General features: G+C 68.6%; 17 protein-coding genes. 5 read left to right on the plus strand and 12 right to left on the minus strand.

What is annotated here, in order from left to right:
- Positions 1-4: 4 nt before the first annotated feature.
- The 3 genes from ELI80_RS01675 to ELI80_RS01685 form a co-directional block, all read right to left on the minus strand.
- Positions 5-511, minus strand: coding sequence for a TRAP transporter small permease (locus tag ELI80_RS01675; RefSeq protein WP_136649257.1), 507 nt, complete (start codon positions 509-511; stop codon positions 5-7).
- 64 nt (positions 512-575) lie between these two features.
- Positions 576-1,559 carry a TRAP transporter substrate-binding protein gene (locus tag ELI80_RS01680; protein WP_201740514.1) on the minus strand — a complete coding sequence of 328 codons (984 nt, stop codon included), beginning with the start codon at positions 1,557-1,559 and terminating at the stop codon, positions 576-578.
- Positions 1,560-1,585: 26 nt separating this feature from the next.
- Positions 1,586-2,266 carry a GntR family transcriptional regulator gene (locus tag ELI80_RS01685; RefSeq protein ID WP_136649258.1) on the minus strand — a complete coding sequence of 227 codons (681 nt, stop codon included), beginning with the start codon at positions 2,264-2,266 and terminating at the stop codon, positions 1,586-1,588.
- Positions 2,267-2,629: 363 nt separating this feature from the next.
- Between ELI80_RS01685 and ELI80_RS01690 the strand changes: the two genes are divergently transcribed.
- The 5 genes from ELI80_RS01690 to uxaC are packed head-to-tail and all read left to right on the plus strand — an operon-like array spanning position 2,630 to position 8,072.
- Positions 2,630-3,865 (plus strand): AGE family epimerase/isomerase, encoded by a 1,236-nt coding sequence (locus ELI80_RS01690; protein ID WP_136649259.1) that lies wholly within the window; start codon positions 2,630-2,632, stop codon positions 3,863-3,865.
- Positions 3,859-4,839 (plus strand): C4-dicarboxylate TRAP transporter substrate-binding protein, encoded by a 981-nt coding sequence (locus ELI80_RS01695; protein ID WP_201740515.1) that lies wholly within the window; start codon positions 3,859-3,861, stop codon positions 4,837-4,839. Before ELI80_RS01690 ends, ELI80_RS01695 begins: the two co-directional genes overlap by 7 nt.
- Positions 4,839-5,393 (plus strand): TRAP transporter small permease, encoded by a 555-nt coding sequence (locus ELI80_RS01700; protein ID WP_201740516.1) that lies wholly within the window; start codon positions 4,839-4,841, stop codon positions 5,391-5,393. The genes ELI80_RS01695 and ELI80_RS01700 overlap by 1 nt, the downstream gene beginning before the upstream one ends.
- A complete protein-coding gene (locus ELI80_RS01705) occupies positions 5,390-6,679 on the plus strand; it encodes a TRAP transporter large permease (protein WP_136649260.1) in 1,290 nt (429 codons plus the stop codon). Before ELI80_RS01700 ends, ELI80_RS01705 begins: the two co-directional genes overlap by 4 nt.
- A 4-nt stretch (positions 6,680-6,683) precedes the next feature.
- Positions 6,684-8,072, plus strand: coding sequence for a glucuronate isomerase (uxaC, locus tag ELI80_RS01710; protein ID WP_136649261.1), 1,389 nt, complete (start codon positions 6,684-6,686; stop codon positions 8,070-8,072).
- 53 nt (positions 8,073-8,125) lie between these two features.
- On the opposite strand, the gene ELI80_RS01715 is transcribed toward uxaC, so the two are convergent.
- The 9 genes from ELI80_RS01715 to ELI80_RS01755 form a co-directional block, all read right to left on the minus strand.
- A complete protein-coding gene (locus ELI80_RS01715) occupies positions 8,126-9,019 on the minus strand; it encodes a DUF2189 domain-containing protein (protein WP_136649262.1) in 894 nt (297 codons plus the stop codon).
- Positions 9,013-9,210, minus strand: a complete 198-nt coding sequence (locus ELI80_RS01720) for a hypothetical protein (RefSeq protein WP_136649263.1) — start codon at positions 9,208-9,210, stop codon at positions 9,013-9,015. The genes ELI80_RS01715 and ELI80_RS01720 overlap by 7 nt, the downstream gene beginning before the upstream one ends.
- Entirely contained in the window at positions 9,207-10,079 is an 873-nt protein-coding gene (gene ccoP / locus ELI80_RS01725) for a cytochrome-c oxidase, cbb3-type subunit III (protein WP_136649264.1), read from the minus strand. Before ccoP ends, ELI80_RS01720 begins: the two co-directional genes overlap by 4 nt.
- Positions 10,070-10,270 carry a cbb3-type cytochrome c oxidase subunit 3 gene (locus tag ELI80_RS01730; RefSeq protein ID WP_136649265.1) on the minus strand — a complete coding sequence of 67 codons (201 nt, stop codon included), beginning with the start codon at positions 10,268-10,270 and terminating at the stop codon, positions 10,070-10,072. Before ELI80_RS01730 ends, ccoP begins: the two co-directional genes overlap by 10 nt.
- A gap of 4 nt (positions 10,271-10,274) precedes the next feature.
- The gene (gene ccoO, locus ELI80_RS01735; RefSeq protein WP_136649266.1) at positions 10,275-11,057 is read right to left on the minus strand and encodes a cytochrome-c oxidase, cbb3-type subunit II; all 783 of its coding nucleotides are present in this window, start codon (positions 11,055-11,057) and stop codon (positions 10,275-10,277) included.
- Between the two features lie 7 nt (positions 11,058-11,064).
- Entirely contained in the window at positions 11,065-12,717 is a 1,653-nt protein-coding gene (ccoN, locus tag ELI80_RS01740) for a cytochrome-c oxidase, cbb3-type subunit I (RefSeq protein ID WP_136649267.1), read from the minus strand.
- A complete protein-coding gene (gene ccoS, locus ELI80_RS01745) occupies positions 12,714-12,917 on the minus strand; it encodes a cbb3-type cytochrome oxidase assembly protein CcoS (RefSeq protein ID WP_136649268.1) in 204 nt (67 codons plus the stop codon). The genes ccoN and ccoS overlap by 4 nt, the downstream gene beginning before the upstream one ends.
- Positions 12,914-15,175 (minus strand): heavy metal translocating P-type ATPase, encoded by a 2,262-nt coding sequence (locus tag ELI80_RS01750; RefSeq protein WP_136649269.1) that lies wholly within the window; start codon positions 15,173-15,175, stop codon positions 12,914-12,916. The genes ccoS and ELI80_RS01750 overlap by 4 nt, the downstream gene beginning before the upstream one ends.
- A 201-nt stretch (positions 15,176-15,376) precedes the next feature.
- Positions 15,377-16,093: a Crp/Fnr family transcriptional regulator gene (locus ELI80_RS01755; RefSeq protein ID WP_136649270.1), complete on the minus strand. Its 717-nt coding sequence runs from the start codon at positions 16,091-16,093 to the stop codon at positions 15,377-15,379.
- Between the last annotated feature and the right edge of the window lie 116 nt (positions 16,094-16,209).

Raw genomic sequence — 16,209 nt, forward strand, 5'->3', positions numbered from 1 at the left:
GCGATCAGGCTTCCTCGGCCGGGGCAGGGCGCCCGTCATCGGTGCCGGCGATCATCCCGATGACGCGCAGCAGGGCGAACAGGAAAAGAAGGACCGACAGCACCAGGATCGAGGCGTGGACAATGTTCATCGGCCAGCGCAGGCCGGGCGAGCGCTGCATTGCGCCGATCACGGTGAACTTCCATGCGGGCAGGATCATCACCGCCCCCATCGCGGCTGTGCAGACCGCCGCAACCAGGCGCATCCACCACGCCCGGCTGTCAGACAGGGATTCCTGTAACAGGTCCACGTTGACCAGTTCGCCCGTCGTCAGCGACAGGCCGGCGCCGAAGGCCACCATGTAAAGCAACAGGTAGCGCGACAGTTCCTCGGTCCAGACGGGCGACGGCAGGACGAAGGTTCGGGTGAAAATCTGCAGGCTGACCACTACGATCAGGGCGAAGAACGCGCTTCCGATCGCGACGCGGCAGATCGCGGCAAGGCCCCGCTGCAACGATGCCAGGCTTGTCATGCGTTTCGTTCCCTCCCCAGGTCGGCGGCCGCAGCGCGCACCGAGCGCGCCGCGGTGCGTTCGGTCAGTTGCTGAACAGGCCTTCGACGATCGGTCGCAGCTCCGGATCGACACTGTCGATCACCGCCTCTCGCGAGCCGTCGGCGAAGGCCTGCTGGTCCACATCGACGAAGGTCATGCCCTTGGTTTCCAGGTCGACGCGGATGGCATCCTCGTCCTGCAGGAACTGCTGGCGCTCGATTTCCTGCGCGCGCCGGGCAGCCTCCTGGACATGGCCGCGATCCTCTTCGGAAAGGCGCTGCCAAACCTGCTCGGCGATGGTCAGGTAGATCCAGGACCGCACATGCTCGGTCCGGTTCACATGGCTCTGCACCTCGTTCAGCGAGGCGGACTGGATCAGCGCCAGCGGGTTTTCCTGCCCTTCGATGGTGCCGTTCTGCAGCGAGGTGAACACCTCGGAGAAGGCCATCGGCGTCGGCTGCGCGCCAAGGGCCGTCCAGGTGTCCACGAACAGCGGCACGTTGGGCACCCGCAGCCGCAGCCGGTTCAGTTCGGCCGGGGTGGTGATCGCCCGGTTGGCCGTCAGGTTGCGCGGGCCGCGCGCGAAGTAGGCGAGCGGGCGGATCTGGGCACGCTCGAGAATCTGCGCCTCGATCTGCTTGCCGATGTCGCCGCTCGCGACCGCGTCCATCTGCTCGAGCGACTTGTAGGCGTAGGGCAGCGCCAGCAACGCGGCCATCGGTGCCCAGTTTTGCAGGCTCTCGCCGGTGATCGTCATCTCGACAGTGCCGAGCTGCATTCCGTTGATCAGGTCCATCTCGCGTCCCAGCGAGTCGTTCGGGAAGACCTGGACCTCGACACGTCCCTGGGTCAGGGCCGCGACGTCTTCGGCGAACTTCAGCGAGGCCTTGTGCCAACTGTTCTGTTCGTTCGCGAGATGCCCGAGCTTCAGCGTCACCTCGGCAGCATGGGCCTTGTTGATGGAAGGCGCGGTCAGCACGGCGGCCCCTGCAAGCACGGCAAATTGGCGGCGGTTCATCTTGAGCATCGGTTTCCTCCTCCGATTGATGGGGACTAGGGCAGGAAAATTTCGGGTCGGCTGCGCTCGATCTCGGGCAGGTCGTTGAGCAGTTCGCGCAGGTGCAGGCGCATCGCCTGTTCGGCCTGCGCGGGATCGTGCGCGCGAAGACCGGCGATGATCGCCTCGTGCTGCCCGATCAGTCTGCTGATGTCGAACGTGCGGGCAGTGATGTGGCGCACGCGGTTCATCTGCGACTTGAGGCCGTCGAGCACCAGCCAGACCGCCTCGTGCCCGGCCAATTCGGCGAGCAGGCGGTGGAAACGGTCGTCGAGCGTCACGAAGGTCGGAACGTCGTGCCGGTCGATAGCTGTCCGCTGTTGGTCGATCTCGGCGTCGAGCCTTTGCAGCAGGGCGTCGTCGGCAAGCGGGGCGAGCATGCGGACTAGGTCGCTTTCGACCGCCTCGCGAATCAGCCGCGCCGATAGAACGGCCGAAGTCGAGATGCCACTGACATAGGTGCCGCGCTGCGGCCTGACCTCTGCCAGCCCTTCGCTTGCCAGCCGAATGAAAGCTTCGCGCACGGGTTGGCGGCTAACGCCTATGCGGTTGCCGATCTCGGTTTCACTAAGCCTCGCACCGGGCGGCAGCTCGCAGCTCAGGATCGCGGCCCGCAGCCAGTCATAAACCTGCGGTGCGGTCGCCTGCGCGAAGTCGATGCTGATCGAAGCCGTCATGATGCCCTCTCCCCGCGTCGGTTCAACCACATACTTGTATGGGAGTAAAGGCTGAGATGGTGTCCGGGGAGCGGATGTTAAGCATGGTGCTTTATGTGCGCCATCATGCGGGCTGATCAAAACAATACGTCTTCCCAGATAATTATTGACTAGTATGGAAGAAGACACGTAGCCATATTCCGGAGGGAGATTCACGTCATGGCGCAGTCGATGCAGATTTTCGAGCGGGGTGCGGGCCATGGCTTGCAGCTGTCTTGGCCGGGCCGACGTCGGATCGTTCCAGGCATGGTGCCGGGGGTTCGCTTGTCCCGTGGCGGGACCGCGCGGACGCTCGACGACCGCGACAGGGCCGAGGGCTGAGAGGTGGACGTGCGGGCGCAGGACATGGGGGTTGCCGCGTCGGCATGGCCAGCCGCCTTCGTCCACGACCTGATGCCCCGCTGGATCGGGCGCGCGGCGGATGCGCGGCAGGGCGGCTTCTTCGATGCGCTCGACAGCGAGGGCATTCCCCTGGCTGAGGCGCCCAAGACCACGCTGGCACAGGCCCGGGCATTGTTCACGCTTGCGCATCTGGCATTGGTCACGCACCGCTCGGAGTTCGTGGATGCCGCGGAGCACGCGCACGACTTCATGGCAGCCGCCCTGCATGATCCCGTGAACGGCGGGTATGTCCGTGCAGTCACGCGCGAGGGACGTCCCACCGGCAATCCTGAAGATCGGGTCACGCGCAGCTATGACATGTCGTTCGTGGTGCTGGCGCTCGCCACGTATGCCCGGCTGACCGGGCGGGCGGATGTCCACGCCCGGCTCGATGCCGCGTGGGGGACCGTTCAGTTTCGGCTGACCGACCCGGTGACCGGGCTGCTGCTGGAAGATGACGCGGTGCGCGATCCCGCGGCAGCCGATGCGCCGATGCGCGCGCAGAACCCGCACATGCACATGTTCGAAGCCGCGCTGCAGGCTCACGAGATGACCGGCGACCCGCGCTGGCTGCTCCGCGCGGCTGAACTGGCCGACCTGGGGCTGCGGCATTTCCTGGACGCCCCGACCGGGACCGTCGCGGAGTTCCGCGCGCCCGACCTCTCGCCTGTCGCTGGCCCCGCAGGCAGCCTGCGCGAGATCGGGCACCAGTGCGAGTGGGCCTGGCTGCTTTATCGCCACGCACGGCTGTCGGGCGACAGCAGCCGGCTGGTGTCCGCCGACAGGATGATGGACTTCGCCCTGCGGCACGGGTTCTGCCACGAGGGGCCGATGCGCGGCGCCGCGTTCGACGCGTTCGATCTGGCGGACCGGCGCGCCGTCCCGACTTTCCTGCTGTGGCCGCAGACCGAGGCGGGCAAGGCCTTCGCCGTGCTTCACGAGGCGCGAGACGCCTATGCCGCCGAACGGGCGCATGACCTCATGTCGCTGATCGCAAGCAGGTACTTCACCGCGGATTCGCTCGCCTGCAACCAGCTCGACCTGTCCGGCCGGGTGCTGCAGCCCATGGCGCTGACGCGGCTGCTTTATCATGTCGTGCTCTTCGTGACCGAAGGCGCACGCACCGGCCTGTGGGAGATGGCCGGTCCACAACAAAACGAAGGAGGAGATCCATGCTGAACGTCAAGACACTGAGCCTCGCCGCGGCGTTGCTTGCCACGGCTTCGACCGGCGCCATCGCGCAGGTCAAGCTTGCGCTGTCATCGTCGCAGGTGGCGCAGGACCCGCTGGTCATCGCGATGGAGGCCGCCGCGACCCGGATCGAGGAACGCACCGGCGGCGAGATCGACGTGACCGTCTATCCGTCCTCCCAGCTGGGTTCGGACAACGACGTTCTGGAACAGATCCGCAACGGCGCAGCCATCGCGGTTCTGGTGGACGCCGGCCGCCTCGCCAGCTTCAAGAAGGAACTGGGGATCCTCTCGGCGCCCTACCTGGTGGACGATTACCGGCAGTACGCGGCCATCGCGGAATCCGAGCCTTACAAGCAGTGGGTCGAGGATTTGGCGCAATCGTCGGGCATCCGCCTTCTGAACTACAACTGGTTCCAGGGCACCCGGCAGATGTTCACCACCGGACCCGTGACCGGGCCGGAGAACCTGGCAAATGTCCGCGTACGCACGATCGACGCCCCCGGCTGGATCGCCACGGTGAACGCGATGGGCGCGACCGCGGTGCCGATGCCGTGGTCCGAAGTCTATTCGGCTTTGCAGCTGGGCGCGATCGACGGGGCAGAGGCGCAGCTGACCGGCGCCTACGGGATCAAGCTGCACGAGGTGACCAAGAACCTCGCTCTGACGGGGCATGTCGAGCTGGTAACCGGGCTTGCGACGTCGGAAAGTTGGTTCAAGTCGCTGCCCGAGGACCAGCGGGCGATCGTTGTCGAGGAACTGGCGCGGGCCGGGGACGAGGCGTCGACCGCGACCGTGGCGCGCGGGGCCGAGGTGCTGGAGGAGATGAAGGCCGCGGGCGTCACCGTAACCGAGATCGACCGCGAGGCGTTCAAGGCCCTGACCGAGCCCGTCTACGCGGAACTGGGCCTCGCCGAGGCGCGCGAGGCGCTTCGCCCAGCGATCGAGGCGTCCAGGCCCTGATGACCCCCCCCCGGGCGGTGCGCGGCTGCCGCGCACCGCCCGTCTTCAAGAACGAGGCGGTGATGTGGAAGATCTATGACCGGATCCTCGAGATCCTGGCAATCCTGTTCTTGGCAGGCACCGTGCTGGCCGTTTTCGTCGGGGCTCTCATGCGCGCGATCGGGCATCCGGTCGCCGAGGCCCCCGAGATTGCACAACTCCTGCTGATCTGGACCGTGGTCCTGGGCGCCGCGCTGGTGATGCAGCGGGGCGATCACATCCGCATCACGGCGCTGCCTGACGCGCTCTCGCCGGCGGCGCGGCGGGTGCTGCATCTGGTACTGGTGTCCATGATGCTGGCGTTCCTCGCGTATCTGGGCTGGATCGGCGGGGTTCTGGCCGGCTCGAACTGGGCGCGCGAGATGGGGGTGTCGGGCCTGTCCTACGGCTGGGTCACGCTGGCGCTGCCAGTGGGTTGCGTCCTGATGATCGTGTCCCTGCTGCGGCGGCTCTTCGGGCTAGGCCTGCTCTTCTCCATCGCACCAGAAGTCGCCGATCAGGAGTATCCGCTGTGATTTCCGCAATCATCCTCGTGCTCGGTCTCGGGCTGATGGCGGTGGGCATGCCCGTCGCCTTCGCCATCGGGATCTCGAGCGTTGTCTATTTCCTGCTGCCGGGCACGATCGTCCCCGACGTGACCGCCGCGCAGCGGATTGTCGCGTCGAGCCAGTCGTTCCCGCTGCTGGCGGTTCCGCTGTTCATCCTGGTGGGGCATCTGATGAACGGATCGGGGATCACGCCGCGGATGCTGAGCCTTGCCGCGACGCTCGCGGGCTGGATGCGCGGCGGCATCGCCCAGACCAGCATCCTGCTATCGGCGCTGATGGGCGGGATATCGGGCTCGGCGGTGGCCGACGCCGCGATGCAGTCTCGCATCCTCGGCCAACCGATGATCAGGCAGGGTTATTCCCCCGGCTTCACCGGCGCGGTGCTGTCGATCGGCGGCCTCATAACCGCGACTATCCCGCCCAGCCTGGGGCTGATCCTCTACGGCTTCCTGGGCGAGGTCTCGATCGGCAGGCTGTTCATCGCCGGCATCGTCCCCGGCATCCTGCTGACCATCGCCCTGATGATCGCCACTGCTTGGGTGTCGCGCCGGCGCGACTACCAGGCGATCAACGACCGCCTGCCCACGCTGGCCGAGGTCTGGACCTCCTTTAAGGCGAGCTTCTGGGCTATCCTGTTTCCCATCTGGCTGATCGTGGGCATCCGCTTCGGCATCTTCACCCCGTCCGAGGCCGGCGCCTTCGCCGTCGCCTACGCGCTTTTCGTCGGGATGCTCATCTACCGGGAACTGAAGTGGGTGGACCTCGTCGATGCGCTGCGGATGTCCGTGCGCGACATCGGCATGATCATGCTGATCATCCTGCTGTCTGGCGCCTTCGGCTACGTCATCACTTTCGAGCGCGTGCCCCAGACCATTGCCGAACTGACGCTGGGCCTGTTCAGCAGCAAGGCCGCGCTTCTGTTCGCGATCTCGGGCTTTCTGCTGGTCTTCGGGATGCTGGTCGAGGCGACGGTGATCGTCATGCTCCTGACGCCGATCCTCGTGCCGGTCATCACGGCGGCCGGAGTCGATCCGGTCCATTTCGGGCTGGTGATGATGACGCTGGTCACCTTCGGGGGCATGACGCCGCCGGTCGGCGTCTCGATGTTCACCGTCTGCGGCATCCTGAAATGTAGCTACAAGGACTACACGATCGAAAGCATCCCGCTGTTCATCGCCGTCCTCGCGGTCGTCGTCATCATGATCCTGTTCCCCGAGATCGTGATGTTCCTGCCCGATGCGATGATGGGGTAAGCCGATGCTGCATCCCGACCGCCTGTTCCCGGCCGATCCGGCCACGCGCGCCGTGGCCCGGTCGCTTCACGACGCCATCGCCCGGCTGCCCATCGTGTCGCCGCACGGGCACACCGACCCGCAGTGGTGGGGCGATAACACACCCTTTGCCAACGCGGCCGAACTGCTGGTGATTCCCGACCACTACGTCACGCGCATGCTGGTCAGCCAGGGCGTGCCGTTCGAGGCGCTGGGGATCGGCGCGAACGCCGAGACCGATCCGCGCGCGATCTGGCGGCGCTTCGCGGCGCACTACCACCTGTTCCGCGGCACGCCATCGCGGCTGTGGGTCGACCATGCGCTGTCCGAGGTGTTCGGGCTGCGCGAACGGCTGACCGCGGCGAACGCCGACGCGCAATACGACGCGATCGCCGAGAAGTTGGCTGATCCGGGCTACCGTCCGCGGGCGCTGTATGAACGCTTCGGGATCGAGGTGATCGCGACCACGGACGGCGCGCTGGACGATCTGCGTTGGCACGCGATGGCTCGGGATTCGGGTTGGACAGGCAGGGTGGTTCCCACCTATCGGCCAGACTCCATCGTCGACCCGGATTTCCTGGGGTTCCGCGACAATCTTGACCGACTGGGCGAGATGACCGGCTGCGACACGGGCGGCTGGCACGGCTATCTCGAGGCGCATCAGAAGCGGCGCGCCTTCTTCCGCTCGATGGGCGCGACCGCGACCGACCACGGGCATCCGACCCCGCGCACTGCGGATCTGGGCGAGGCAGAGGCGACGGCGCTCTACGGCCGCGTGCGCGCCGGCCGAGCGGGGGCGGGCGACGCCGAGTTGTTCCGCGCGCAGATGCTGACAGAACTCGCCCGCATGTCGGCCGAGGACGGGATGGTGATGCAGCTTCACGCCGGGTCGTCGCGCAGTCACAATGACGCCGTGTTCCGCGCCTACGGCCGCGACCGCGGCTTCGACATCCCCCTTCCGGTCAGCTTCACCGAGGCGCTGCGGCCGCTCCTGAACGCGGTCGGCATGGACCCGCGGCTGACGCTGATCCTGTTCACCCTCGACGAAAGCACCTACGCCCGCGAGTTGGCGCCGCTGGCAGGGGTCTATCCCAGCCTGCGTCTCGGCCCGCCCTGGTGGTTCCACGACAGTTTCGAGGGCATCCGACGTTACCGCCAGGCGGTCACCGAAACGGCCGGGTTCATGAACACGGCGGGCTTCAACGACGATACCCGCGCGCTGTGTTCGATCCCCGCCCGCCATGACGTCAGCCGCCGGGTCGATTGCGGCTTCCTTGCGGAGCTGGTGACGAGCCACCGCCTGGACGAGGACGAGGCGCATGAGGTGGCGCCGCTTCTGGCTGCTGATCTCGCCCGGGACGCCTATCGGCTGTGATGGCGTGGGGTCCGGCCGGCCGGGCCCCCGCGTTGTCAGCTGGCCCCGCATTGTCAGGCCGGGCGGATGAACATCCGCTCGGCCTCGCCGCCCTGCTGGTCCTCGCCGCGGATCGCGCGATAGGCGTGCCATGTCGCGTGGCCGAGCACCGGGAACACGATGACGAAGCCCAGGAACCCGGTCGCGATCGAGATCAGGAACAGCGCCAGCACGATCGCGCCCCAGGCCAGCATGACGGTCAGGTTGTTCCACACCATCGCCATGCTGATGCCCAGGGCCGACAGCGCGTCAGTCCGTTCCGTCAGCAGCATCGGCACGGCGAACACGCTGATCGCGAAGGAAAACGCCGCGAACAGCGCGCCGACCGACCCGCCCACCAGCAGCAGCGCCCAGCCCGTGGGCGTGAACAGCAGCATCGGCACGATCTCGTCGGCGCCGGGGAACGGCACGATCCCGAAGAACAGCGCCCAGATCAGCACGGCCGAGCGCATCCACAGGAGGAACAGCCCCAGCAGCAGCACGCCCATGAAGAGCGCCTGGTAGCCCGACCGCGGCATGAGGAAGATCATCCGCGTGAAGGTCGTGCGCTGGCCGAGTTCCAGCCTGCGGCTTTTCTCGTAAAGGCCGTTGGCGACCAGCGGGCCGATCACCATGAACCCGGCCAGGGCGGGGAACAGGGTGTAGTCGTAGCCGTACCTGAGAAGCGCCCAGACCACCCCGATCGAGATCAGCGACACCGCCAGGCCGTAGGCCAGGCTGGGGACCGGGTTCGTCCAGGTGTCGGACCAGCCGGCGCGCAGCCAGTGGAAGGCAGTGCGCCAGGGAAGGGCGCGGGCGCGCGGGTTCTCGCGCGGCAGCGCCGGGACGACCTTCGGGATCGCGCCGGCCGCGTAAGGGTTGTCGGGCGGCGGCGGGGCGTCGGGTTCGTACGTGCGGTCGCTCAGCATGACGGGCTCGCCGCGCGATGGGCCGCGGCGCCTTTCGTGGCAGGTTGCAGGACGCAGTCGGGTCTGGATGCGAAGGACACGGCGATCAGGTGCGCGTTCGCGCCGGCGAAGATCGCGAGGACCAGGGCCGTCGCTGCGGCGGCGAACAGGCGCGGGCCGGTCCAGAAGCGCGGGCGGGGCAGGGCGGTCATTGCGTCGCCTTTCGCTGGATGTCCTGAAGATAGACGGTCAGGATCTTGCGCTCGGTCTCGGTCAGGCGCCCTTCCCAGGTGGGCATCCACCCCTGCCGGCCGTCGTGAACGGTGGTGAAGAGCGACGCCGCGTCGCCGCCGTAGATCCAGATGTCGTCGGTCAGGTTCGGCGCGCCGAGCTCGGTGCTGCCGCGCCCGTCCTCGCCGTGGCAGCTCGCGCAGTTCGCCGCGTAGATCTCGGCCCCGGCGGCGGCCCGTTCCGCGGGGATCGCGGCGCCCGAGAGCGAACGGACATAGTCCACGACCGTGCGGATCTCCTCGCGCCCCAGGATGCCGTCGCGGCCGAAGGCCAGCATCTGCGACACGCGCGTGTCGGGATGGCCCGCGTTCACGCCCACGCGCAGCGTTTCCATCATCGTGTCGGGATCGCCGCCCCAGAGCCAGTCGTCGTCGGCGAGGCTCGGGAAGCCCGGGCCGCCGGTCGCCGCGGTGCCGTGGCACCCGGCGCAGTTGTCGCCGAACAGCTGGTGGGCGGTGTTGGTCACGCGCGCCATCAGTTCGCCGTCCCCGAGGATGTCCGCGACCGGCAGGGCATCGACGCGGTCGGTCCAGTCGGCGCGGGCGGCGTTCGCCACGACGATGCTTTCCTGCACCTCGTCGCGCTGGTCGATGCCCAGGATGCCCTTGGTGTAGGTCGTGATCAGCGGCCAGGTCGGCAGCAGGAACCACAGGATCAGCGCCCACAGGTGGGTGACGAACACGAAGAACCAGATCGAGCGCGGCACCCGCGTGTTCAGCTCGGTGATGCCGTCCCATTCGTGGCCGGTCGTCTCGTGCCCCGTCAGCGGGTCGCGCTTTCTCACCGCCATGACGCGTCCTCCGCCTTGCGTGCCGGCGCCGGGCCGTCCTCGTCGTCGAGGATGCTGTCGGCGGCCTTCCTGAACCGTCCGCCGAGCGACGGCCAGAAGGCGTAGAGCGTGATCCCGATCGACAACCCGATCAGCCAGAAAAGCCCGAAGGACTTCGCCAGCGCCACGAACCATTCGTGCGACAGCTCCATTTCGCTACTCCTCGGCCACGGGTTGAATCTGCGCGGGCAGGTCGGTGAGCTTGCCCAGGATCTGAAGATACGCGACCAGCGCGTCCATTTCGGTGACGCGGTCGGGCCGCCCGTCGAAGGTCCGCACGGCGGTCGCGTCGCCATACCGCTCGGTCACGCCGTCGGCGGCCGAGGTCAGGGGATTGGCCTGTCCCGCGGCGTCCGCGCTCGCGCTTGCGATCATCTCGTCGGTATAGGGCACGCCGACGGCGCGCAGCGCGGCGAGCCGGCCGGGCAGGCTGTCGGTTTCAAGCCTCCGGTCCAGCAGGAACGCGTATTGCGGCATCACCGACTCGGGCACCAGGTCGCGCGGGTTCACGAGGTGGCGGACCTGCCAGTCGTCGGAATACTTGTCGCCCAGCCGCGCGAGGTCCGGTCCGGTGCGCTTGGACCCCCACAGCATGGGATGGTCGTACTTCGATTCCACCGCCAGCGAATACGGGCCGTAGCGCTCGACCTCGTCGCGCAGCGTGCGGATCATCTGGCTGTGGCAGGCATAGCAGCCCTCGCGGATGTAGATGTCGCGGCCCGCCTGTTCGAGCGGGGTGTAGACGCGCATGTGCGGGTCCGCCTCGACCGTCTCGTCGATGGTGAACAGCGGCGCGATCTCGACGAAGCCGCCGACGCCGGCCGCGATGATGATGCCGATGGTCAGCGCCATCGAATGGCGCTCGGCCCGGTAGTGGGTGCGGGCATGGAACTCGAAGAATTTCGAGAACGGCCTGAGCAGGATTCGGATCAGTCTCATCATGGCGTCATTCCGCGGCCGGCACGGCCGGCTCCAGTGCTTCGGAGGAGGTCGGATAGTCGAGTTCGGGCACCCGGCGCGGCACGTGCCGGATCGTCATGATGACGTTCCAGAACCCGATCGCGGCGCCGATGAGGAACAGAAGGCCCCCGAACGCCCGAGCGACGTAGTACGGGTGCATCGCCACCAGCGTGTCGACGAAGGAATAGCTGAGCGTCCCGGATTCCGTGTAGGTGCGCCACATCAGCCCCTGGGTGATGCCGCTGTTCCACATCGCGAAGACGTAGATGACGGTCCCGGCAAGGGCCAACCAGAAGTGCCATTCGACCGCCTTCCAGGAATACATCGTCTCGCGCCGCCACAGGACCGGGGCCAGCGCGTAGATCGACCCGAACGAGATCAGCGCGACCCACCCCATCGCGCCCGCGTGGACGTGGCCGACGGTCCAGTCGGTGTAGTGCGACAGCCCGTTCACGGGGCGGATCGCCATGAACGATCCCTCGAACGTCGAGAGGCCGTAGAACACCGCCGCCACCATCATGAAGCGCAGCGTGGCGTCGTCGCGGACCTTGTGCCAGGCGCCGTTCAGCGTCATCAGCGCGTTCCCCGCCGACGCCCAGGACGGCACCAGCAGCATGACGGAGAAGGTCATCCCCAGTGTCTGCACCCAGTGGGGCAGCGCGGTGTAGTGCAGGTGGTGCGAGCCCGCCCAGATGTAGAAGAACACGATCCCCCAGAAGGACAGGATCGACAGCCGGTAGGAATAGATCGGCCGCTCCGCCCGCTTGGGCAGGAAGTAGTAGAGCATCCCGAGGAAGCCCGAGGTCAGGAAGAACGCGACCGCGTTGTGGCCGTACCACCACTGCGTCATCGCGTCCTGGACGCCCGCGAAGGCCGAATAGCTTTTCGCGCCCATGAAGGATGCGGGCACTGCCAGGTTGTTGACGATGTGCAGCACCGCCACCACGAGGATGAAGGCGAGATAGTACCAGTTCGCCACGTAGATGTGCGGCTCGTTCCGGCGGGCCAGCGTGCGGATGTAGAGGACGAAGTACGCGACCCAGACGACCACCAGCCACAGGTCGGCGTACCATTCCGGCTCGGCGTATTCCTTGGACTGGGTGACGCCCATCACATAGCCGCTCGCGGCCACGATGCAGAACAGGTTGTAGCCCATCAGCACGAACCACGGCAGGACCTGGTTGGGCATCCGCGCCCGGCTGGTGCGCTGCATGATGTGGAAGGACGTGGCGATCAGGGCGTTGCCGCCGAAGCCGAAGATCACGCCCGACGTGTGGACCGGGCGCAGGCGCCCGAAGCTCGACCAGGCCGCGTCGAAGCGCAGGTCCGGCCAGGCGAGCTGCGCCGCGACCCAGACGCCCATGAACATGCCTACGACGGCCCAGACCAGCGCGATGACGATGCCCACGCGGGTCGGGTCGTCATAGTAGGACGCGGCGCGGTCCTCGGCCGGCTCGGGCATGTCGAGCTTGCCGGCGACGATGAAGAACATGACCGCCGCGAAGGCCATGACGATCCAGCCGTGGGCCCCCATCGCGTCATTGTGCCCGGCCGCCGCCATCAGCAGGCCGGACAGCCCGACGAGGGCGGAGATCATCATTGCGCCGGTGCGTTCCTGCACCGTCAGCTTCGACATCATGGCGTGGGCTCCTTGGTGGTGGTTGTGGCGGGGGACGGCGCGCCCTTCGGCAGGCGCGGCCGGTCCTCGTCGAACAGGATGCGCTCGGCGTCGCCGGTCAGGTCGTCGTACTGGCCGTTCCGCAGGCTCCAGAAGAAGGCGGCGAGACCCGCCGCCCCCATGCCGAGCGTCACGGGGATGAGAAAGACGAGGGTCGTCATGCGGCGACCTCCGCCGGTTCCGGGCGCGGCGCCCGCTTGCGGGCCGGCGCGCCCGCGCGGTTCAGGCGCAGGGCGTTCAGGGTGACGAGGATCGACGACCCCGACATCGCCAGCGCGGCGATCAGCGGCGTGACCCAGCCCGCCACCGCCAGCGGGATCGCGATGGCGTTGTAGATCACGGCAAGCGCGAGGTTCTGGCGCACGATCCGCGCGGTGTCGCGGGCCACGCGCCACGCCGCGGGCACGGCGTCCAGCCGCTCGCGCAGGAAGATGAAGTCGGCCGCCGTCCGGCTTGCATCCGACGCGCTGGCGGGCGCCATGGACACGTGCGCCGCGGCCAGCGCCGCCACGTCGTTGAGGCCGTCGCCCACCATCAGCGGGCGCTGCCCGCCCGCGCGCATGGTCTCCAGCACCGCGATCTTCTCGGCCGGAGTCGCGCCGTGCAGGACATCCGCGATCCCCAGGGCGCGGGCGACCCGGTCGGCGCGGGCGGCGATGTCGCCCGACAGCATGGCCACGGGGATGCCAGCGGCCCCGAAGGCGGCGACCGCCTCGCCGGCGCCGGGCCGCAGCGTCTCGATGAGGTCGAAGGACAGCGCCCGCCCGCCCTGGAAGGCGAAGGCGGGGCTGGCGGTGCCCGGCGGCACCTCCGCGATGCCGCCGACCCAGTCCGCGCGCCCCATCCGCGCGCGGCGGCCGTCCACCACGCCCTCGATCCCGAAGCCGGGCAGGTCCACCGCGTCCTCGACCGGCGCGGGCGGGCCGGGAAGCCGCGCCGCGATCGCGCGGGCCGCCGGGTGCGGCGACTGCAGCGCCAGCGCGAGCGCGGCGGCGCGGGTCGCGGGATCGTCCGGCACGGCGCCGACCGCGGGCACGCCGGTCGTCAGCGTGCCAGTCTTGTCGAAGACGGCGCGGTCGATCTCGGCCAGCCGCTCCAGCGCGGCGCCGTCCTTCATCAGGACGCCCATCCGCATCAGCCGCCCGGCCGCCACGACATGCGCGACCGGCACGGCGAGCCCCAGCGCGCAGGGGCAGGTGATGATGAGCACGCTGATCGCGACGAAGGCCGAGCGCTGCCAGTCGCCGCCCGTCGCCGCCATCCAGCCCGCGAAGGTCGCCAGCGCCAGCGTGTGCACGACTGGCGCATAAAGCCGCGCGGCGCGGTCGGCGACGCGCACGTAGTGGCCGCGTCCTGTTTCGGCCGCGCCCTGCATGCGGATCATCTGCGACAGGAACGACGCGTCCGCCGTCCGCAGGGCGCGCGCGGCGATCGTTCCGGTGAGGTTCAGCGTCCCCGCCTCGAGCGTGTCGCCGGGACCGGCCGCGACCGGCACCGCCTCGCCCGTGACGAGGCTGCGGTCGAGATCGGTCGCGCCCTCGACGATCTCGGCGTCGACCGGGACCCGTTCGTCCGGCGCGATGGACAGGATCGCGCCCGGCGCGACGTCCCGAAGCGCGACGTAGGTCAGCGCGCCGTCATCGCCGCGCACCATCGCGCCCTGCGGCGACAGCCGGGCAAGGCCCGTGACCGCGCTTCGCGCCCGTTCGCGCATCAGGTGGTCGAGATAGCGCCCGGCGAGGAGGAACAGCAGAAGCGACACGGCGGCGTCGAAGAAGACATGCTCGCCGCCGCGCAGCGTCTCGCCCAGGCTCAGCGCCGCCGCCAGCAGCACCCCGATCGAGATCGGCACGTCCATGTTCGTGCGCCCCGCCCGCAGCGCGGCGATGGCCGACTGGAAGAACGGCTGCCCGGAATAGGCGACGACGGGCAGGCCGATCAGCGCCGAGACGACGTGGAACGTCGACCGCGTGGCTTCCCCGGCACCCGACCAGACGCCCACGGAATAGAGCATGATGTTCATGGCCCCGAACCCGGCCACCGCCATCGCGCGAAGAAGCCTGCCCCCGGTCGGGTCGTCGTCCGCATCATGCCCGGCGCCGATGTCGGCGGGGACCGCCGGGAAGCCCAGCGACGCGAGTTCCTCGATCAGCGGCAGCGGATCGGTGCCGGGCGCGGCGAAGGTCACGCTCGCCTGCCGCAGCGTCAGGTTGACGCGGGCCGAGGCGACGTCGTCGCGCGCGTTCAGCGCCCGCTCGATCTTCGAGACGCAGCCGCCGCACTTGATGCCCGGCACCGACAGTACGACCCCCTCTCGCCCGTCGGCCGATGCCCGGACGCTGGCAAGCGCCTGGGCGCGATCGAGCGGAGAGAAGGGAGCGGCGGAGGGCGCGCCTGTTGTGGTTGCGGTGACGGACACTCGCCTGATCCTGCGTCTTTGTTCCCACGGCCGCGACGGCCGGTGGCAGGGGCGAGAGATGGCATGCGGGCGTGGGCCGCAGTTTGATCTGGATCAACGATTCGCGCGGGAAGTCGTGCAGGGGACGCGGCGGCTTGTCGCGGCGCGCGGCCCCAGTTAGCGGCCCCGGCGCCAGCGGCCCCCGGTCAGCGGCCCCCGGCGTCAGCGGCCCGCCGCGGCCTCGAGCGCGTCGATGTCGAGGATGGTGACCGTCCGGCTCCGCTCGATGGTGATGGTGCCGTCCCTGCGCAGGCGCGACAGGCTGCGGCTGACCGTCTCGATGGTCAGGCCGAGGAAATCGGCGATGTCCGCGCGCCGCAGCACGATGTCGAACGTCGCCGAATAGCCGCCGGTCAGCGGATCGACATGGGCCGCCAGCAGAAGCAGGAACGACGCCACCTTCTCGGACGCCGACTTCTGGCCCAGCGTCATCATCCAGTCGCGGGCGTCGTCAAGCTCGCGCAGCGCCTGCCGGTGCAGCCGGTGTTCCAGCGCGGGCGCCTGCCGCACCATCTGTTCCAGCGCGGACCGCGAGAAGGTGCACAGCCGCACGGTGCTGGCCGCCTCGGCCCCGACGTCGCTGCTTTCGGCGAAGGGGCGGCCCAGGAAATCCGGGGCGAACTGCAGCCCCACGATCTGCTGGCGCCCGTCCGGCATCAGCTTGATGAGCTTCACGACGCCGCTCAGGATGTTGGCATAGCCGTCGGCCGGCACGCCGGCGGCGATCAGCTGGGTTCCCGGCGGCACCTCGCGCCGTGCGGTCTGCCGGCCGAGTTGCTGAAGCTGCGTCGGTTCAAGCGCGCCGCAGATCCCCCCGTGCCGCGCCTCGCAGGCCTGGCACAGGGCGGGCACGGTCGAATTGTGGATGTCGAGCCGCATCCCTTCGTCCTTCTGCCCCGCCGCAGCCGGTTAACCGCCGACGCGCCCTTTCGGACAGGCGCGCGCGGAACGTCACCCGAGTAACCGAATGCGCCCGGATTGGCCAGCGGACCGGC

This window comes from Paracoccus aeridis (genome assembly GCF_004923205.2).
Classification (GTDB): domain Bacteria; phylum Pseudomonadota; class Alphaproteobacteria; order Rhodobacterales; family Rhodobacteraceae; genus Paracoccus; species Paracoccus aeridis.